A 20166-nucleotide genomic window follows, 5' to 3' on the forward strand; every position below is an offset into this window, starting at 1 on the left:
GAGCTTTTGTTCTTCATATAACATAATATAATAAGCCTTGCTTTCGATAGAAAAATAAATGTTTGAAACTATGCCGCAGCGTTGCTGCGGCTTCTTAATTAGAGGGTGAAATAATGATTCAATCAGCATACATTCATATCCCATTTTGCCACCATATCTGTCATTATTGTGATTTTAATAAAGTGTTTTTTAAGCAACAGCCTGTTGATGAATACATTGAGATGCTTATTAAAGAAATGCATCATACCGTACAGAAAAACAAGCAAGTATCACTTAAAACGATTTTTATCGGTGGAGGAACTCCAACTGCTTTATCTGTTAGTCAGCTTGATCGATTGCTAGAAGGAATTCATAAAGAGCTTATGCCAACTAATGATCTAGTTGAATTTGCAGTAGAAGCAAATCCAGGGGAGCTTTCGTTGGACAAACTGAAAGTGTTAAAGAATGCTGGTGTTAACCGCTTGAGTATTGGTGTGCAAAGCTTTAATGATGAACTTTTGGAGCGTATTGGCAGAGTTCATCGAAAAGAAGATGTTTTCCGTACGTTACAACAAGCTGAGCAAGTAGGCTTTGACAATATGAGCGTTGACCTAATGTATGGCTTACCTGGACAGACAGTAAATGATTTTAAAGAATCATTAGACATAGCCTTTACCATGAATGTTAAACACTTTTCAGCTTATTCATTAATTGTTGAGCCAAAAACAGTGTTTTATAATTTGATGCAAAAGGGGAAATTATCATTACCACCACAAGATCTGGAAGCACAAATGTATGAACTTTCAATGGAGCAAATGGAGAAACATGGATTTAAGCAATATGAAATAAGTAATTATGCGATTCCAGGCTTTGAAAGTAATCATAATCTTACCTACTGGAACAATGATTATTATTATGGCTTTGGCGCAGGTGCACATGGTTATATGAATGGAATAAGAACATCAAATATCGGCCCCATTAAAAAATATATGGAGCAAATTGAACAAACTGGTGAAGCATACAATAGCCAGAATATTGTTAGTAAAGAGGAAGAAATGGAAGAGGAAATGTTCCTTGGTCTTCGGAAAGAAGCAGGAGTGAGTAAAAGTATTTTTTATAGAAAATTTAATGTTCAATTGGTGGATGTCTTTCCAGAACAAATTGCCAATCTGGTCAAGCTTGGCTTAATTGTAAATGATGATCAATCAATAAGGCTTACACATAAAGGTAAACTTTTGGGTAATGAAGTATTTCAGGAATTCATTGGACTATCTTGATTGTTGGTTTTATTACAAGCGAATTCTTTATTATTCATCCAGAAAAAAGCATTTTAAGAGTGATTTAACAATTGACAATTTATTTTAGTTTTGATAACTTTTTATATATATTTAGCACTCGCAATCTTAGAGTGCTAACAGAGGTGATGATAGTTGCTTACAGATCGCCAATTGTTGATTCTACAAGTAATTATTGATGATTTTATTCATTCAGCTCAGCCCGTTGGTTCGAGAACATTAGCGAAAAAAGACGAAATTACGTTTAGCTCAGCTACAATAAGGAACGATATGGCTGACTTAGAGGACCTTGGCTTTATTGAGAAAACACATAGTTCTTCAGGACGTGTCCCATCTGAAAAGGGATATCGTTATTATGTAGACCACCTTCTGTCACCACAGCGTCTAACGAAGACAGAAGTTAGTCAAATAAAATCGATTTATGCTGAAAGAATTTTCGAATTAGAAAAAGTAGTTCAAAAATCAGCGCAAATCTTGTCGGAATTAACTAATTACACTTCAATAGTTCTTGGTCCAAAAGTGAACGAAAATCGCTTGAAGAGAATTCAAATTATCCCCATTAACAATGAAACAGCTGTTGCAATTATCGTGACTAATACTGGACATGTGGAAAATCGCACCATTACATTCCCAGGGTCCCTCGATCCTAGTGATATTGAAAAAATGGTCAATATCCTAAATGAAAGATTAGCGGGAGTACCACTTGTAGAGTTACAGGATAAGATATTTAAAGAAGTTGTTTCAGTCCTAAAGGATCATATTCAAAATTATGATATGATGTTAAAGGTCATGGCGGGTACATTGAAACTCAATTCAGGAGAAAAAATCTATTTCGGCGGCAAAACCAATATGCTAAGTCAACCTGAGTTCGCTGACATTGGAAGAATCAGATCATTGCTAACAATGATTGAGCATGAGAAAGAATTGTATGGTTTATTACAAACTAATCATGCAGGTATCACGATTAAAATTGGTAAAGAAAATGATAATATAGCGATGGAGAATTGCAGTTTAATTACAGCAACTTATTCATTAGGTGATAATCAATTAGGGACGATTGCTGTACTAGGCCCAACTAGAATGGAGTATTCACGCGTTATTAGTTTATTAACACGAATGACACGTGATTTGTCCAAAACGCTTACTGATTTGTATCATCAATCTTAAGCTTGGCTATATTGATTATGGGTGGAATAATAAATTCCACCCGATTCCTATGTTTTAAAAATTAACGCAAAACAATTTTATAGATCAATCCTTTTAAGGAGGTGAAACATTGTGTCAAACGAAAAAAACGTTGCAGAACAAGAAGAAGCAGTAGATACACTACAAAATGAACAGTCGGACGCAGATGTTGAGATTGTTGATGCTGAAGTCATTGAAGATGCACCTGAAGCTGGTGATGAGTCTGAGCAGAAAATTGCTGAATTACAAGCAAAGTTAGACGAAACCGAAAACAAAATGCTTCGTGCTCAAGCAGATTTTGACAATTTTAAAAGACGAAGTCGCTTGGATCAAGAGGCAGCTCAAAAATATCGTGCTCAAAGCTTAGTATCTGAAATCATACCTGCTCTTGATAACTTTGAAAGAGCGTTACAAATAGAAGCAGATAACGATCAAACAAAATCGTTGCTACAAGGCATGAACATGGTGTATAACCAATTAGTTCAAGCTCTAAAAAATGAAGGTGTAGAAGCAATCAATTCAGTAGGAGAACAGTTCGATCCTCATTTACACCAAGCTGTTATGCAGATTGAGGATGAGAACTATGAATCCAATTCAGTTGTTGAAGAGCTTCAAAAGGGTTATAAACTAAAGGATCGAGTTATTCGACCTGCAATGGTAAAAGTAAATCAATAACAATCAATCTTACATATTAGGAGGTTCTATTTTATGAGTAAAATTATCGGTATCGACTTAGGTACAACAAACTCATGTGTCGCAGTTTTAGAAGGCGGAGAACCAAAAGTGATCCCCAATCCAGAAGGTAACCGAACAACTCCTTCTGTTGTAGCTTTCAAAAACGGCGAACGTCAAGTTGGTGAAGTAGCAAAGCGCCAAGCAATTACAAACCCAAATACAATTATTTCTATCAAACGCCATATGGGTACTGACTATAAAGTTGAAGTTGAAGGCAAAAGCTACACACCTCAAGAAATGTCAGCAATCATTCTACAGCACTTAAAATCTTATGCAGAAGAGTATCTAGGTGAGCCTGTAACAAAAGCAGTTATTACAGTACCTGCATATTTCAATGATGCTGAACGACAAGCAACAAAAGATGCTGGTAAAATTGCTGGTTTAGAAGTAGAACGTATCATCAACGAGCCTACTGCTGCAGCTTTAGCTTACGGATTAGATAAAACAGATGAAGATCAAACGATTCTTGTTTATGACTTAGGTGGCGGTACGTTTGACGTTTCTGTTCTTGAGCTTGGAGATGGCGTATTTGAAGTTCGTTCAACAGCTGGTGACAACCGTCTAGGTGGGGACGACTTTGACCAAGTAATCATCGACTATTTAGTTGCTGAATTCAAAAAGGAAAACGGCATTGATCTTTCAAAGGACAAAATGGCGTTACAACGTTTAAAAGATGCTGCTGAAAAAGCGAAAAAAGATCTTTCTGGTGTAACATCAACTCAAATTTCTTTACCATTTATCACTGCTGGAGAAGCAGGTCCACTTCACTTGGAAATAAGCTTATCACGTGCTAAATTCGACGAGATTTCATCTGATTTAGTAGAAAGAACAATGGGGCCAGTTCGCCAATCACTTAGTGATGCGGGTCTTTCAGCTAGCGAAATTGATAAAGTAATCCTTGTTGGTGGTTCAACTCGTATTCCTGCAGTACAAGAAGCAATTAAAAAAGCTTTAGGTAAAGAACCGCATAAAGGAGTAAACCCAGATGAGGTTGTTGCTTTAGGTGCATCAATTCAAGGTGGCGTTATCACTGGGGATGTTAAAGACGTTGTACTTCTTGACGTAACACCACTTTCATTAGGAATTGAAACAATGGGTAGCGTGTTCACTAAGCTAATTGAACGTAATACAACAATCCCAACAAGTAAGTCACAAGTTTTCTCTACTGCAGCAGATAGCCAAACAGCGGTAGACATTCACGTACTTCAAGGTGAACGTCCAATGGCAGCGGACAATAAAACATTAGGTCGTTTCCAATTAACAGACATTCCACCGGCACCACGTGGTGTACCACAAATCGAAGTATCATTTGATATTGATAAAAATGGTATTGTAAACGTACGTGCAAAAGATTTAGGTACAAACAAAGAGCAAACAATTACAATTAAATCTTCAACAGGTTTATCAGATGAAGAAATCGATCGCATGGTAAGAGAAGCGGAAGAGAATGCAGATGCTGATAAACAACGTAAGGAAGAAGTTGAACTTCGCAATGAAGCAGATCAATTAGTGTTTACAACTGAAAAAACATTAAAAGATCTTGAAGGAAAAGTTGACGAAGCAGAAGTAACAAAAGCGAATGAAGCAAAAGACGCTTTAAAAGCTGCGATTGAGAAAAACGATTTAGAAGAAATCAAAGCAAAAAAAGATGAACTTCAAAATATTGTTCAAGAACTTTCAGTAAAACTTTACGAAGAAGCAGCAAAACAAGCTCAAGCTCAGCAAGGTGGAGAAGCAGCAAGTGGTAAAGCTGATGACGATGTGGTTGATGCTGAATTTGAAGAAGTAAAAGACGAAGATAAAAAATAAAACATAGAACATTTAGGTGAAAAGTCAAAGTCAGGCGTGTCTTGACTTTGGCTTTTTTTAGATAAAGCTATAGAATTCTTTCACTTGACATAACAAGAGTGATAAGTGATAGATGCAACAAAAATTCGAAACAACAATTTGTTGCTTTTACTCTCTTTTGAGTGATACAATTTACCTTATGTGAGAAAATCGGGAGTGAGAAATTATGAGCAAGCGTGATTACTATGAAGTACTCGGGTTAAGTAAGAACGCGAATAAAGATGAGATTAAAAAAGCTTATCGTAAGCTTTCAAAGCAATACCATCCTGATATTAATAAAGAAGCGGATGCTAACGAGAAATTCAAGGAAATAAAAGAAGCCTATGAAACATTAAGTGATGATCAAAAGAAATCACACTATGATCAATTTGGACATACTGATCCAAATCAAGGCTTTGGTGGCGGCGCTGGCTTCGGTGGAGATGGTTTTGGCTTTGAAGATATTTTTAGCTCAATCTTTGGCGGAGGAACAAGAAGACGTGATCCGAATGCACCAAGACAAGGTGCGGATTTACAATATACAATGACATTAGACTTTGAAGAAGCTATTTTTGGAAAAGAAACGACGATCGAAATTCCTAGAGAAGAAACTTGTGAAACATGTGATGGATCAGGTGCACAAAAAGGAACTAAACCTGAAACATGTACACATTGTGGTGGTAGTGGTCAATTAAATGTAGAACAAAATACTCCATTTGGCCGAATTGTGAATCGCCGTGTTTGTAATCACTGTGAAGGCACAGGTAAAATGATTAAACACAAATGTGGAACATGTCGTGGAACTGGAAAAGTGAAAAAGCGTAAAAAGATTCAAGTGAAAATTCCTGCCGGTGTGGATGATGGTCAACAATTGCGAGTATCTGGACAAGGGGAACCAGGTGTAAATGGTGGACCTCCTGGAGATTTATATGTCGTATTCCACGTAAGAGAGCATGAGTTCTTTGAAAGAGAAGGCGATGATGTATACTGTGATATGCCATTAACCTTTGCTCAAGCTGCACTAGGAGACGAAATTCAAGTACCCACACTACATGGCAAAGTGAAATTAAAAGTGCCAGCAGGTACGCAAACTGGTAAGAAATTCCGTTTAACTGGAAAAGGTGTTCCTAATGTTAGAGGTTATGGACAAGGTGACCAATATGTTATTTTACGTGTATTGACACCAACGAGCTTAACTGAAAAACAAAAGGAATTACTTCGTGAATTTGCTGAAATTAGTGGAGCAAAGCCTGATGAACATGAAGATAGCTTTTTTGATAAAGTAAAACGAGCTTTCAAAGGTGATTAAGTAATCTATTAAAGATGAACAAACGTATGAGGATTGGAGTTGGTAGATATGAAGTGGTCAGAATTTAGTATTCATACAACACAAGAAGCAGTAGAACCCATTTCAAATATATTACACGAGGCTGGGGCAAGCGGTGTAGTCATTGAGGATATTGCTGATTTAGTTAAGGAACGAAGTACTGCACTTGGCGAAATCTACCAACTAGATCCAACCGATTATCCAGAAGAAGGGGTTATTGTTAAAGCATATTTACCGGTCAACAGCTTCCTGGGTGAAACAGTTGACGGGATTAAAGCTACGATAAACAACCTCTTGCTATATGATATTGATTTAGGAAAAAATCATGTAACAATTAGTGAAATAAATGAAGAAGAATGGGCAACAGCCTGGAAAAAATATTACCATCCTGTAAAAATTTCAGAGAAGTTTACAATTGTTCCAACCTGGGAAATTTATGAGCCAGTAAGTTCAGATGAATTGATTATTGAGCTAGATCCAGGGATGGCATTTGGAACAGGTACACATCCAACAACAGTACTATGTATTCAAGCATTAGAGCGTACTGTACAAAAAGATGATAAAGTAATTGATGTTGGTACAGGATCAGGTGTATTAAGTATTGCTGCTGGATTACTGGGTGCTAAACAAATTCAAGCACTAGATTTAGATCAGGTTGCTGTTGAAAGTGCGCGTTTAAATTGTAAGCTTAATAAAGTACAAAATGTTGTCAATGTTTCACAAAACAATCTTTTAGATGGTATAGAAGGCCCTGTAGACTTGGTTGTTTCAAATATATTAGCTGAAATAATTGTTCGCTTTATCGATAAGGCTTATGAAGTCTTAAAGGAAAATGGAACTTTTATCACATCTGGTATTATCCAAAATAAAAAGCATGAAGTGAAAGAAGCACTTCAAAACGCAGGTTTTGTGATAGAAGAAACAATGGTCATGGAAGACTGGGTTGCATTTATTGCTAAGAAGAAGTAGTCTTCTTTAACTAAGGGGTTAGACCCCTTGTGTTTGCAATTTGTATACATTAATAGGGGTGACTGCTTTGCAACGTTATTTTGTAGATGAAGAAAAAGCTCATATAGAATCTAATATCCAGATTACAGGTGATGACGTACATCATATATCACGGGTATTACGTATGCAGCCAGGGAACAAGGTTATATGTTGTACAAAGGATGGTTTCGAAGCACTTTGTGAAATAGCTGAAATTACCAATGACCAAGTGAATTGTTTTATATTAGAATGGATGACGGTGAACCGTGAGCTTCCTGTTACTATAACCATTGCGAGCGGGTTGCCTAAAGGGGATAAACTTGAATGGATTATTCAAAAGGGCACCGAATTAGGTGCTTCTTCATTTATCCCTTTTAATGCTGCTCGTTCAATTGTAAAACTTGAACAAAAAAAGGTTGGAAAGAAGCTCGATCGCTGGCAAAAAATCGCTAAAGAAGCGTCAGAACAATCGTATCGTAACAAAGTCCCTACAGTCATTGAGCCATGCCAGTTTGACCAATTATTGAAAATAGCGAATGATTACGATGTGAAAATCGTTGCTTATGAAGAATCGGCAAAGCAAGGTGAGAAAAAGAACTTAGCAAAAGCTTTTGAGGAACTAACAGAAGGTTCTTCCTTACTTGCTGTCTTTGGCCCTGAGGGTGGCTTAACAGAGCAAGAAGTGTCAAAGCTTGAAGAGCTTGGTTTTCTCGTTTGTAGCTTTGGTCCAAGAATATTAAGAACAGAGACAGCTCCTTTATATTTATTATCAGCTGTTTCTTATTATTTCGAATTATCGAGGTGATGAATAATGCCTACAGTTGCATTTCATACATTAGGTTGTAAAGTAAATCATTATGAGACAGAAGCGATTTGGCAGCTTTTCAAAGATGCTGGCTATGATCGTACAGAATATGAGAAAGTCGCTGATGTATATGTTATTAATACATGTACAGTAACAAATACAGGTGATAAAAAGAGTCGTCAAGTTATTCGTCGCGCGATCCGTAAAAATCCGGATGGTGTAATCTGTGTTACAGGTTGTTATGCTCAAACTTCTCCAGCAGAAATTATGGCGATCCCTGGTGTTGATATTGTTGTCGGAACACAGGATCGTGTTAAGATGCTAGAATATATTGAGCAATTTAAAAACGAAAGACAACCAATTAACGGTGTAAGAAATATTATGAAAACCCGTGTATATGAAGAGCTTGATGTACCTTCATTCACAGACAGAACAAGAGCATCTTTGAAAATACAAGAAGGTTGTAATAACTTTTGCACATTTTGTATCATTCCTTGGGCACGTGGCTTAATGCGTTCACGTGATCCTAAAGAGGTTGTTACACAAGCGCAGCAGCTTGTGAATGCTGGTTACAAAGAAATTGTACTAACAGGTATTCATACAGGAGGATACGGTGAAGATTTAAAGGATTATAACTTAGCCATGCTATTACGTGACTTAGATGAGCAAGTTGAAGGTTTAAAACGAATCCGTATTTCATCAATCGAAGCAAGTCAAATATCAGATGAAGTGATAGAAGTTCTGAAAAACTCAAGAAAAGTTGTTCGTCACTTACACATTCCAATTCAATCTGGATCAGATACAGTGTTAAAACGGATGCGTAGAAAGTATACAATGGGATTTTTCGCTGACCGCATCAAGCTTTTAAAAGAAGCCTTGCCAGGTTTGGCGATTACATCAGATGTAATTGTTGGATTCCCAGGTGAAACAGAGGAAGAATTTTTGGAAACCTTTAACTTCATTAAAGAGCATAAGTTTTCTGAGCTTCATGTTTTTCCATATTCTAAACGTACTGGTACCCCAGCTGCTCGAATGGATGATCAAGTGGATGAGGAAATTAAAAATAACCGAGTTCACCGTTTAATTGAACTATCAGATCAATTAGCAAAAGAATATGCTTCTAATTTCGAAGATGAAGTTTTAGAGGTTATTCCTGAAGAAGCATTTAAAGAAGAGTCAAATGAAGGATTGTATGTAGGGTATACAGACAATTATTTAAAGGTTGTTTTTCCAGCTAATGAAGAAATGGTTGGTAAGATCGTAAAAGTGAAAATAACAAAGGCTGGCTACCCTTACAATGAGGGTCAATTTGTAAGAGTATTAGATGAGCCATTGCAAACAGACGAAAATATTCGTTTATCTTCATAAGGCAATTGGGATTGGTTGTTATTTAGCCAATCCCTTTATTTGTTTACCATGAAACTATTTAATTCTTGTACTGAGGATAAGCGCTTGGCATTCAGCTCCAGCGCCCAGCGACTAGTGGACTTCCCTCACCTCTGTACGATAAATCAACATCGACGCTCGTGCTTCTTCGTGTTTCCTTTATCTCCTACGGCTCAGTACAGTCCATACGTTGCTAAACAGGCACTTGCGCTTTTGTTCTTTTCAGAAAAATATTCATAAGTAAATGTGTAAATTTAATTAATAAGTGCAAATTAATTTTGTACTCGTTTTTATTTTTTGATAATGTTAAGATGTAAGAGGTCGGACAACTATATGTAGAAGGAGACGATACATAATGTCAAATATAGCAAAAATGATTGATCATACTGCTCTTAAGGCAGATACAACTAAGGATACAATCGAAAAGCTTTGCACAGAAGCTAGTGAATACAAGTTTGCCTCTGTATGTGTAAACCCAACCTGGGTAGAAACAGCAGCAAAGTTGTTAAAAGGATCTGATGTAAAGGTTTGTACAGTTATTGGTTTTCCATTAGGAGCGAATACACCTGAAACAAAAGCATTTGAAACAAAAGATGCCATTGAAAAAGGTGCAACTGAAGTTGATATGGTTATTAATATCGGAGCTCTTAAGGACAAAAATGATGAGCTTGTAGAACGAGACATCAGAGCTGTTGCAGGCGCTGCAAAGGGTAAAGCCTTATCAAAGGTAATAATTGAGACAAGTCTTTTAACAGAAGAAGAGAAGGTTAGAGCTTGTGAGATTGCTGTGCGCGCTGGAGCTGATTATGTTAAAACATCAACTGGTTTTTCAAGCGGTGGAGCAACCGTTGAGGATATAGAACTTATGAGAAAAACAGTTGGGCCAGAGATTGGTGTGAAAGCATCTGGTGGAGTCCGAGACACAGAAGGTGCCGAAGCAATGGTGAAGGCAGGAGCAACTCGTATTGGAGCAAGCTCTGGCGTCTCAATCGTTAAAGGTGAGATATCAAATTCTGATTATTAATTTTTAGGCTCTGTTAAATCAACAAACCAAGTTTAACAGAGCTAATCTTTAAACCAATTTTTCACTTATTGATATTTGTACAATCAACAAATAAAAGCTAGCATATAATAATCGAATAATTCAAACAACAATTTATACACGGAACTTTTTACTATATGAGTTGACCTGCATTATTCGTTATATTATAATTGCAAAGTACATGTTTTGTTATACTATCCAAATTAATATTTAAAGGATGAAGTATAAGAAAAACTAAGGCATTCGCACTTTGCGGTAAGCCATGTTTTTCTAGTAGACATGTTTTATTTAAAGATGTCGATTGGTTGTATTCGGAGGGAGGGAAAGAGAATGTCAAAAACGGTCGTTCGTAAAAACGAGTCGCTTGAAGATGCTCTTCGTCGTTTCAAACGTACTGTATCTAAAAGTGGTACAATACAAGAAGCTAGAAAGCGCGAATTCTATGAAAAGCCTAGCGTAAAGCGTAAGAAAAAGTCTGAAGCAGCTAGAAAGCGCAAATTCTAAAAGAGGGTGTACTTATGAGTCTTCTTGAGCAATTAAATCAAGATATGAAACAAGCGATGAAAAACAAAGAAAAAGACAAGTTAATTGTCATTCGAATGGTCAAGGCTGCTTTGCAAAATGAAGCGATTAAACTTGGCAAAAATGAGTTGTCTGAAGAAGAAGACTTGACAGTTCTTTCTCGCGAATTAAAGCAACGTAAAGACTCCCTCCAGGAATTTAAAAATGCTGATCGTTTGGACTTAGTTGAAAAAACACAAGCGGAAATCGATGTATTAGTCGATTATATGCCTGAGCAGCTTTCCGAAGAAGAGGTTTCTGAAATCGTTAAACAAACAATTTCAGAAGTGAATGCATCTTCTAAAGCGGATATGGGGAAAGTAATGGGAGCACTCATGCCCAAAGTTAAAGGAAAAGCAGACGGAAGTCTTGTTAATAAGCTTGTGCAACAACAGCTATCATAAATTTTAAGACACCTTGCCTTGCAAGGTGTCTTTTAGTTATTGGCTCTGTTAAAGGCTGCTCACAATTGATTATTGCACTTTGTTGATTGGGACGGATATGTGAGACTCCTGCTGGAGTGCAGTCTAAGGGAGACCCCAAAGGTGCAAAGCACGGAGGGTCTCCCGGACCGCTCGCAGCGGAAATCAACAATCACGTTTAACAAAGCCTAGTTATTAAGGAACTTATAAAATTCTTGTAGTGTGAATAAGCGCTAAGACATCCAGCTCCAGCGCCTAGCGAACTTTTCACACCTTATAAACTAAGTCAACATCGAACCAAGGAGTGCTCCTGTTCAATCGTCGCTAGCGATAACGCTTTTGTATTTTGCATGAAGATAAAAGTGCCAATCATAAAAAGATATTACATAAGAAACGGATTGAAGTAATAAATTTTTATTAATAATTGAAACCAAATACAAACTAAAAACGTATTAAGTATAGGGCGTTATAGAGAGGAGGTTTTTAGACAAATGAGAAAGCGTTTTTACCAGTTAATGATTGTCGTAGCTTTTATTTTGGCTTTGTTTAATGGTTTTAGTCATGAGCTCAAAGCTGATTCTAACCAAAAGGTATTTATCATACCTCTTGAGGAAACGGTCGAGAAAGGTCTCTCGCAATATATTAAGCGAACAATCTCAGAAGCGAAATCTCAGGAGGCTGACCACATTATTCTTGAAATAGATACATTGGGTGGTGCTGTTGATGGAGCTTTGGAGATAGCTGATACACTCCGTTCAAGTGAAATCCCGATCACTGCTTATATTAATAGAAGAGCTATTTCAGCAGGAGCTTATATTGCGTTGAATGCGGACCAGATATATATGGCTCCAGGTAGCCAGATGGGATCTGCTGCAATCATTACAGGGGATGGTAATGCTGCAGATGATAAGTCTCAATCGTTATGGCTGTCAGAATTGAAAGAATCAGCAGAACGGAATGGGCGTGATCCAAAATATGCGTTGGCAATGGCAGATAAGGATGTTGATATTCCTGAATATGGAGCAGGTAAAGGAGATTTATTAACACTAGAGACAAAGCAAGCATTTGAAGTTGGATATTCAGAAGGAACTGCTGAAAATCGCAAAGACTTATTAAAACAATTAAATTTAACAGGTGCTTCCATAATCGAGGCTGAAGAAAGCTTTGCAGAGAAAGTGGCAAGATTTATCACACATCCTGTTGTTGTTCCTATTCTTCTATCGATAGGTAGTATTGGTTTAGTTGTTGAACTTTATTCTCCAGGATTTGGTGTCGCGGGATTTATGGGACTAACTTCACTTTTTTTATTTTTTTATGGTCACTTAGTTGCTGGGTTAGCTGGTATGGAATCAATTATATTGTTTGTTTTAGGAATTATATTGGTAATCGCTGAATTTTTTGTACCAGGTGGTATAATGGGAGCATTGGGCTTTGCTAGTATGATTATAAGTTTATACTTAGCATCAGGTGATTTTGTCAATATGACGATTTCCTTATTAACTGCCCTAGCTGTTTCAATTATAGTTTCTATTCTACTAGTAAAGGTGTTTGGAAAACGTATGAATATTTTTAAAAAGCTAATATTGCGTGACTCAACAAATACCGAGAGTGGTTACGTGTCAAATAAATCAAGAGCTGAATTACTTGACCTTGAAGGAGTTGCATTAACGACATTAAGACCTTCAGGAACAGCTATAATTGCAGACGAACGATTAGATGTTGTAACAGAAGGTGGCTTTATCTCTCAAGGCCAAAGGGTAAAAGTTGTTAAGGTGGAAGGCTCAAGAATTGTTGTTAGAGAACTGAAATAATAAAGAACAAGGCTGGTTACTTTATCAAGCATTTTACAGTAGCTTTTTTATAAAAGTGATCTGACTGCTAGGAATGCTTGATTTTGATACATTATACATTAGGAGGAAAACAATGGAAGCATCAGCAATATTAATTATTGGACTCGTTATACTAGGCTTAATCTTTTTAGGTATCTTTTTTACATTTGTACCAATTGCACTATGGATCTCAGCTCTTGCAGCAGGGGTTAAAATTAGCATCTTTACTTTAATCGGAATGAGACTACGACGTGTTATTCCAAGTAGGGTCGTTAATCCTTTAATTAAGGCACATAAAGCAGGACTTGGTATTACAACAAATCAGCTAGAAAGTCATTATTTAGCAGGTGGTAATGTAGACCGTGTTGTAAATGCGCTAATTGCAGCGGAACGTGCAAATATTGAATTAACCTTTGAACGTGCTGCAGCAATCGATCTAGCTGGACGTGACGTTCTAGAAGCTGTACAAATGAGTGTTAACCCAAAAGTAATTGAAACTCCTTTCATTTCAGGTGTAGCGATGGATGGAATTGAAGTAAAAGCAAAAGCAAGAATAACTGTTAGAGCGAACATCGATCGTTTAGTAGGGGGAGCAGGTGAGGATACGATAATAGCTCGTGTTGGCGAAGGGATTGTAAGTACAATTGGTTCCCAAAAAGATCATAAAAAGGTATTGGAAAATCCTGACATGATTTCTCAAACTGTTTTAGGGAAAGGCTTAGATTCCGGTACTGCCTTTGAAATTCTCTCGATTGATATCGCGGATGTTGATATCGGTAAAAACATTGGTGCTGAATTACAAACAGAGCAAGCAGAAGCAGATAAGAAAATTGCTCAGGCTAAAGCAGAAGAAAGAAGAGCAATGGCTGTTGCTCAAGAACAAGAAATGCTTGCACGAGTACAAGAAATGAAAGCAAAAGTTGTAGAAAGTGAAGCAACAGTTCCACTTGCTATGGCTGAGGCACTCCGCTCTGGTAACATAGGGGTAATGGATTATATGAATATTAAAAATATCTCCGCTGATACAGACATGAGAGACTCAATTGGTAAAACAAATCAAGATCAAAATGATAATGACCAATATTGATCGGTAGATTATACCAGCTTAAATAAGGTGGTGGATGGTGGAGCTAAGCAATCTATATCGTCTATGCCTAGCTTCCCATCCTTTTCCTTCATTTAAAGGAGGGAGTGACTTATGGAGCTTACAGAATTATTAACAAATCCACTTGTTTGGGGGCTTCTTGTGTGGTTGTTCTCTAGATTCTTCACATCTAATAAAAAAGATGAAGAAACACCTAAAAAACAACCTAACCAACGTGAGAATCGTCCAAATCCAAGACCAAATCCAAGGCAAAACTCAAGACCAAACCCTAAGCCTGTGATGACTACTGTTGAGCGAAACCCTCGAAATGAAGCAAAACCTGCTCTTCAAACAGTACAACAGGCGTATGAAAGCATGAAAAATCAAGCAACAGAAAAAACAGAAAAGACTAGGATTGTAAAAGAACAACCAAAAAAGTCGAAGGTTGTACTTAATGAGCAATTTCCTAAGGTAAATCGAAATATAAAACAGAATAACTTAATTATTGATCAACAGAAAGCAGTTCAGGGTGTAATTTGGAGCGAAATTTTAGGTGCACCGAGATCTAAAAACCCACATTATACTAGAAATAAAAGACATTCATAACTTCTAACAATAATCGTGTTATAAGACTCCGTTTTCTTTCATACATATGAGATGAAAGGGGGTCTTTTTTTATGGCAAAAAAATGGCGACAGCAACTAACTAGATGGATTACAAATACAATTGAACTACCGCCCGATGTCATGATGGATCTTCCTAGAATTACAATGGTTGGCCAGCTTCATATTTACATAGAAAATCATCGAGGACTCCTTACTTTTACTGATACAGAGCTTCGCCTTCTATTAAAGCAAGGACAGCTTTTAATCAAAGGCGAAGCTTTTGTCATAAAGACGATCCTTCCGGAAGAAATCCTACTAGAAGGTAAAATAAATCAGGTTCTTTATCTGGATGCAACTTAAGGGGGATCCTGGAACTTTCAATGGTAGTAACCAACCTAATAAAAGGAACATCCAAGAATATGTTCTAGCTGCTTAAAACCTAGTGAGCAACAAACACCAATAGTCTGCTGTGAGTTAGTCATGCGTTTTTTATATAATCACCACAGCAGACAAGTCTATAAAACGCTATATAGTAATGGTTTGCAGGTCACTACACACTACCGCTATTTTGCAGGGTTTAGGAGGATAATGATGAAAAACCAATGGACTAGTTTGTTATTTGGGGTTGTAAAGGTAAGTATCGTGGGTCGAGGTACAGAGCGTTTTTTGAATGATTGCATACGTGAAGATATTGTAATTTGGAATGTTAGAAGAAGTCAAAAGGATGGAATGGATTTCTTTATTCGCCTTAAAGATGTACATGCCTTGCGAAGAGTAGTAAGGAAGAATGAATGCAAATGCCGCTTTGAGAAAAGGTTAGGTTTTCCCTTTTTTGTAAGAAAATCATGGCGGAATAGCGGATTCGTCATGGGAGTACTTGCTTTTTTATTAGTAATTTTTGCTTTGTCGAATATGATTTGGGGAATAAAAGTCGAAGGTGCTTCACCTGAAACAGAGCATTTAATTAAAAAGGAGCTTTCTCGAATTGGGGTTAAAACTGGAAAGTTTCAATTCTTTGTAGAAAATCCTGATGATATCCAAAAATCCTTAACAGATAATATTCAGCAGATAACATGGGTTGGTGTGGAATTAACTGGTACAACCTATCATTTAAAGGTTGTAGAGAAAAATCAACCAGAAGAAGAAAAACTTGTGAGTCCGCGTCATATTATTGCTGAAAAAGAAGCAGTTATTTCTAAAATGTTTGTAGAGCAAGGGCAACCACTTACAACTTTACATGAGCATGTAAAAAAAGGACAAATATTAGTGTCTGGGCTGATCGGTAAGGAAGATGAACAAAAAAAAGTAGCGGCAAAAGCTGAAATATTCGGGGAAACTTGGTATAAAACAACAATATTAATTCCATTAAAGACGACTTTTCATGTTTTGACTGGAGATGATAAGGTTAAACATTATCTTCAGTTTGGATCCTTTAAGCTTCCAATATGGGGATTTAAAGATCCTGAGTTTAAAAATTTTGAAGTAGAAGATGATGTTAGACATGTTCAATTTTTAAATTTCACATTGCCAATTGCATATGTGAATGAGACATATAGAGAAAAAGAAAAAGTTAGTCGGGAATACACTGTAAAACAAGCTAAGGAAGCTGCTTTAGATCGAGGTCGTAAAGATATCGAGGATAAACTTGATGAAGAAGAAAAAGTAATTGGAGAAAAAGTTTTGCACGAGACGAATGAGAATGGTAAAGTAAAATTAACCGTTCTTTACCAGGTGATAGAAAATATAGTAAAAACCACACCAATTGTTCAGGGAGACTAAAGAATGCCAGAAGAATTAGTGACAATGAGTCAACAATTAGAAAATCCAAACGAAGCAATTGCTCTATTTGGTAACAACGATGTTCATTTAAAACGAATGGAAGAAGAATTAAAGGTTTCAATTGTAACGAGAGGTGAAGCAGTTTTTGTATCTGGAGACTCTGAACACGTTAATCTCGTTGAAGAACTGCTTAAATCCTTGCTTCTTATTATTCGCAAAGGAATCAACATTAGTGAGCGAGATGTCATTTATGCCATAAGTATGGCAAGGGAACAGAAATTAGATCAATTTGAAAATCTGTATGTTCAAGAAATAGCTAAAACAGCCAAAGGGAAATCAATACGAGTTAAAACCTTAGGCCAACGTCATTATATTGCAGCTATTCAAAACAAGGACTTAGTTTTTGGAATTGGACCTGCTGGTACTGGTAAAACGTATTTAGCTGTTGTCATGGCTGTAAATGCTTTAAAAAACGGTAGTATAAAACGGATAATATTAACAAGACCTGCCGTTGAAGCTGGAGAAAGCTTAGGGTTTTTACCAGGTGATCTAAAGGAGAAGGTAGATCCATACTTGAGACCTTTATATGATGCGTTACATGATGTTTTGGGAATGGAGCATACTGGGAGACTTATTGAGCGAGGAACAATTGAAATAGCGCCTTTAGCTTATATGAGGGGTAGAACATTAGATGATGCATTCGTTATTTTGGACGAAGCTCAAAATACCACTCCAGCACAAATGAAAATGTTTCTTACTCGGTTAGGTTTTGGATCTAAAATGGTCATTACTGGTGATATTACACAAGTTGATTTACCGAAAGGTGTAAAATCTGGATTAACTGTAGCAAGGGATACTCTTGTAAATGTACAAGGAATTTCATTTGTTGAGTTAGAGCAATCAGATGTTGTTAGACATCCGCTTGTTGCAAAAATTATTTCAGCATACGAAAACTCCAAAGAAGGATAAGTGACCCGAGCACCCGAAGTCGGGTCACTTTCTTTTTAGGCCTTTTATTGAGTAAGAATGTTTTTTATTGATTTTTTTGTCGTATTTTGTCATAATGGTTGAACATTTTTCGATAAAAGGAAATAATGGAAAAGTGAACGAATTAACGAGTGATAATTAATTCGTCGAAAAGGTGGTGCCTCTTGTGAAGAAAAAAAATAATAAAGATAAACTAAAACCAAACCTATTAATAGAAAAACTTAAAAATTATAAGTTTCTATATGTTATTTTATATGCTATTTTAGCGGTAATATTGTTTGTAGCACTTTATAGTAATGTTAAACCTGAAACTTTAGATATTGAGCTTTTTACTGTGTCAGATCAAACAATCTATGCTCCAACAACTGTTGAAGACAAGGTCGAGACTGCGAGAAAAGAGCAAGAGGCTTATGATGCGGTAGAGGACCAATATGTCTTAAAAAAGGAAATTACAGAAAAACAGGTAGATCTCATCTCATCGATTTTTGATGCAATTACTGAAGTCCGTAAAGAGGAAGAAATAGCAAATAAGGAGGAAGACGCTACAGCAACTTTGTTAACTCCTGAAGAAAAGGTAAAACGTTTACAAGAAAAATTAACACCTGCTATCACTGAAAAAATTTCTAAGGAAACCTTTTTGCCACTAGTTAGTACGACAGACGATGAGTTAGTACTTGCAAAGGATGCAGTCGTTACAGCAGTTAATAATATCATGAGCAAGGAAATACCGATCATTCAATTGACAGAAGCAAAAAAACAAGCTGTTGAAGAATTGGGATATACCTCACTAAAAGCAGATGTTCTTAAGGCGGCAACAGAACTAACTCGTTTTTCGATCACACCAAATGTTGTATTTGACAAGGAAGCTACTGAGGAGAAAAGACAGCAAGCAATTGATGGTGTAAAAGAAGCTCAAATTAAACAAGGTCAAATCCTTGTCGAAGAGGACGAGCTAATTAATCGAGAAGTTTATCGTAAACTTGGACTAGTTGGTTTACTAGATAATCAACAATCATTTAAACCATTCCTAGGATTAGGATTATTCATTATGCTAATTCTGATTGGTGTCGTATATTATTTTGAAAAGAAAGATAGTCTAATTTCTAAGAAAAACAATTCCCTACTCTTATATTGTTTAATATTTGCGATCACTATTCTTCTTATGAAGATTGTCAGTCTCTTTCAAAAAATTGACTATACACATATTGGGTATCTTGTTCCTGTTGCGATGGGGGCTATGCTTGTAAAGCTTTTACTGAATGAGCGTCTAGCAATTTTGACATGTATGATATTTGCCATTTGTGGAAGTGTGATTTTTAATGAAGGTGTTACTGGTAGCTTTAATTTTTCAGTAGGTGTATACTACTTATTTGGTTGCCTTGCGGCTGTATTATTTTTAGGAGAACATAATCTAAGATCTAAAATCTTACAAGCTGGCTTGTTTGTTGCTGGAATGAATGTCCTTGTCATAACAGCTATTATGCTAATTAGAAATGGTAGCTATTCAAATGTTGAAATTGGTTCATATTTTATTATGGCATGTGCGTCAGGTCTAGTTTCCTCTGTTTTAACAATTGGTTTTATGCCATTCTTTGAAACTGGATTTGGGATATTGTCTACGATGAAATTAATTGAACTATCTAATCCAAATCATCCATTACTAAGAAAAATTTTAACAGAAACTCCAGGTACATATCATCATAGTGTTATGGTTGCAAATTTGTCTGAGTCTGCTTGTGAAGCAATTGGAGCAAATGGGTTATTAGCAAGAGTAGGTGCCTATTATCATGATATTGGAAAAACGAAGCGACCACAGTATTTTATAGAAAATCAAATGAATATAGAAAATCCACATAATAAGTTATCAGCACAGCTAAGTAAAAATGTCATTATTTCACATGTTACAGATGGTGTAGAGATGCTTAAAAAGCATAAAATGCCAAAGGAATTTATTGATATAGCTGAACAACATCATGGTACATCACTATTAAAATACTTTTATCATCAGGCTAAACAATCAAATGATTCGATCTATGAAGAAGAATTCCGTTATCCTGGTCCAAAGCCGCAAACAAAGGAAATTGCAATTATATCGATTGCAGATAGTGTGGAAGCTGCTGTCCGGTCAATGTCAAATCCAACTCCTGATAAGATTGAAAAGCTTGTTCGTTCCATCATTTCAGACAGATTACAAGACCACCAATTAGATGAATGTGATTTAACCCTTAAAGAGATAGACATTATTGCAAAGTCTTTTTGTGAATCATTAAAAGGGATTTTTCATTCAAGAATTGAGTACCCAGAATTAACAAAAAAAACAGAAGGTGAAGC

Annotated in this window: 17 protein-coding genes and 1 pseudogene; all 18 read left to right on the forward strand. The window is 36.4% G+C overall.

The features are described 5' to 3' along the window. Positions 1 to 116: 116 nt before the first annotated feature. On the forward strand, positions 117 to 1256 hold the full coding sequence (hemW, locus tag I7822_RS11325; protein WP_207978452.1) for a radical SAM family heme chaperone HemW: 1140 nt from the start codon (positions 117 to 119) through the stop codon (positions 1254 to 1256). Positions 1257 to 1409: 153 nt separating this feature from the next. Next, positions 1410 to 2441 (forward strand): heat-inducible transcriptional repressor HrcA, encoded by a 1032-nt coding sequence (gene hrcA, locus I7822_RS11330; protein ID WP_207978135.1) that lies wholly within the window; start codon positions 1410 to 1412, stop codon positions 2439 to 2441. 111 nt (positions 2442 to 2552) lie between these two features. Then, the gene (grpE, locus tag I7822_RS11335; RefSeq protein ID WP_207978137.1) at positions 2553 to 3134 is read left to right on the forward strand and encodes a nucleotide exchange factor GrpE; all 582 of its coding nucleotides are present in this window, start codon (positions 2553 to 2555) and stop codon (positions 3132 to 3134) included. Between the two features lie 33 nt (positions 3135 to 3167). Further along, a complete protein-coding gene (gene dnaK, locus I7822_RS11340; protein ID WP_207978144.1) occupies positions 3168 to 5003 on the forward strand; it encodes a molecular chaperone DnaK in 1836 nt (611 codons plus the stop codon). Positions 5004 to 5208: 205 nt separating this feature from the next. Further along, a complete protein-coding gene (gene dnaJ, locus I7822_RS11345; RefSeq protein ID WP_207978146.1) occupies positions 5209 to 6330 on the forward strand; it encodes a molecular chaperone DnaJ in 1122 nt (373 codons plus the stop codon). Between the two features lie 48 nt (positions 6331 to 6378). Beyond that, positions 6379 to 7317, forward strand: coding sequence for a 50S ribosomal protein L11 methyltransferase (gene prmA, locus I7822_RS11350; protein WP_207978148.1), 939 nt, complete (start codon positions 6379 to 6381; stop codon positions 7315 to 7317). A gap of 67 nt (positions 7318 to 7384) precedes the next feature. Next, entirely contained in the window at positions 7385 to 8140 is a 756-nt protein-coding gene (locus I7822_RS11355) for a 16S rRNA (uracil(1498)-N(3))-methyltransferase (protein ID WP_207978150.1), read from the forward strand. A gap of 6 nt (positions 8141 to 8146) precedes the next feature. Then, on the forward strand, positions 8147 to 9508 hold the full coding sequence (gene mtaB, locus I7822_RS11360) for a tRNA (N(6)-L-threonylcarbamoyladenosine(37)-C(2))-methylthiotransferase MtaB (RefSeq protein ID WP_207978155.1): 1362 nt from the start codon (positions 8147 to 8149) through the stop codon (positions 9506 to 9508). A 373-nt stretch (positions 9509 to 9881) separates the two neighbouring features. Next, positions 9882 to 10550: a deoxyribose-phosphate aldolase gene (gene deoC / locus I7822_RS11365; RefSeq protein ID WP_207978157.1), complete on the forward strand. Its 669-nt coding sequence runs from the start codon at positions 9882 to 9884 to the stop codon at positions 10548 to 10550. 348 nt (positions 10551 to 10898) lie between these two features. Next, positions 10899 to 11072 carry a 30S ribosomal protein S21 gene (gene rpsU, locus I7822_RS11370; RefSeq protein WP_015595024.1) on the forward strand — a complete coding sequence of 58 codons (174 nt, stop codon included), beginning with the start codon at positions 10899 to 10901 and terminating at the stop codon, positions 11070 to 11072. A gap of 14 nt (positions 11073 to 11086) precedes the next feature. Then, on the forward strand, positions 11087 to 11533 hold the full coding sequence (locus tag I7822_RS11375; RefSeq protein WP_066334668.1) for a GatB/YqeY domain-containing protein: 447 nt from the start codon (positions 11087 to 11089) through the stop codon (positions 11531 to 11533). A gap of 509 nt (positions 11534 to 12042) precedes the next feature. Next, the gene (locus I7822_RS11380) at positions 12043 to 13362 is read left to right on the forward strand and encodes an NfeD family protein (RefSeq protein WP_207978158.1); all 1320 of its coding nucleotides are present in this window, start codon (positions 12043 to 12045) and stop codon (positions 13360 to 13362) included. A gap of 112 nt (positions 13363 to 13474) precedes the next feature. Further along, positions 13475 to 14467 carry a flotillin-like protein FloA gene (gene floA / locus I7822_RS11385; protein WP_207978164.1) on the forward strand — a complete coding sequence of 331 codons (993 nt, stop codon included), beginning with the start codon at positions 13475 to 13477 and terminating at the stop codon, positions 14465 to 14467. Positions 14468 to 14578: 111 nt separating this feature from the next. Beyond that, complete coding sequence (locus I7822_RS11390) at positions 14579 to 15070, forward strand: YqfB family membrane protein (protein WP_207978166.1); 492 nt, start codon at positions 14579 to 14581, stop codon at positions 15068 to 15070. Positions 15071 to 15141: 71 nt separating this feature from the next. Then, on the forward strand, positions 15142 to 15429 hold the full coding sequence (gene yqfC / locus I7822_RS11395; protein WP_066334695.1) for a sporulation protein YqfC: 288 nt from the start codon (positions 15142 to 15144) through the stop codon (positions 15427 to 15429). Between the two features lie 231 nt (positions 15430 to 15660). Next, positions 15661 to 16848 (forward strand): sporulation protein YqfD, encoded by a 1188-nt coding sequence (gene yqfD / locus I7822_RS11400; protein ID WP_207978168.1) that lies wholly within the window; start codon positions 15661 to 15663, stop codon positions 16846 to 16848. A gap of 3 nt (positions 16849 to 16851) precedes the next feature. Further along, positions 16852 to 17817, forward strand: coding sequence for a PhoH family protein (locus tag I7822_RS11405; protein ID WP_207978170.1), 966 nt, complete (start codon positions 16852 to 16854; stop codon positions 17815 to 17817). A 184-nt stretch (positions 17818 to 18001) separates the two neighbouring features. Continuing rightward, positions 18002 to 20158, forward strand: a pseudogene (locus I7822_RS11410) (HD family phosphohydrolase); the annotation flags it as partial. Between the last annotated feature and the right edge of the window lie 8 nt (positions 20159 to 20166).

The sequence above is a fragment of the Metabacillus bambusae genome (assembly GCF_017497975.1).
Taxonomy (GTDB): Bacteria; Bacillota; Bacilli; order Bacillales; family Bacillaceae; genus Metabacillus; species Metabacillus bambusae.

Coding starts and splice junctions, on each gene's coding strand:
- prmA (WP_207978148.1), top strand. CDS start 6,379: ATGAAGTGGTCAGAATTTAGTATTCATACAACACAAGAAGCAGTAGAA.
- I7822_RS11375 (WP_066334668.1), top strand. CDS start 11,087: ATGAGTCTTCTTGAGCAATTAAATCAAGATATGAAACAAGCGATGAAA.
- deoC (WP_207978157.1), top strand. CDS start 9,882: ATGTCAAATATAGCAAAAATGATTGATCATACTGCTCTTAAGGCAGAT.
- mtaB (WP_207978155.1), top strand. CDS start 8,147: ATGCCTACAGTTGCATTTCATACATTAGGTTGTAAAGTAAATCATTAT.
- dnaJ (WP_207978146.1), top strand. CDS start 5,209: ATGAGCAAGCGTGATTACTATGAAGTACTCGGGTTAAGTAAGAACGCG.
- I7822_RS11405 (WP_207978170.1), top strand. CDS start 16,852: ATGCCAGAAGAATTAGTGACAATGAGTCAACAATTAGAAAATCCAAAC.
- dnaK (WP_207978144.1), top strand. CDS start 3,168: ATGAGTAAAATTATCGGTATCGACTTAGGTACAACAAACTCATGTGTC.
- rpsU (WP_015595024.1), top strand. CDS start 10,899: ATGTCAAAAACGGTCGTTCGTAAAAACGAGTCGCTTGAAGATGCTCTT.
- I7822_RS11390 (WP_207978166.1), top strand. CDS start 14,579: ATGGAGCTTACAGAATTATTAACAAATCCACTTGTTTGGGGGCTTCTT.
- floA (WP_207978164.1), top strand. CDS start 13,475: ATGGAAGCATCAGCAATATTAATTATTGGACTCGTTATACTAGGCTTA.
- I7822_RS11380 (WP_207978158.1), top strand. CDS start 12,043: ATGAGAAAGCGTTTTTACCAGTTAATGATTGTCGTAGCTTTTATTTTG.
- yqfC (WP_066334695.1), top strand. CDS start 15,142: ATGGCAAAAAAATGGCGACAGCAACTAACTAGATGGATTACAAATACA.
- yqfD (WP_207978168.1), top strand. CDS start 15,661: ATGAAAAACCAATGGACTAGTTTGTTATTTGGGGTTGTAAAGGTAAGT.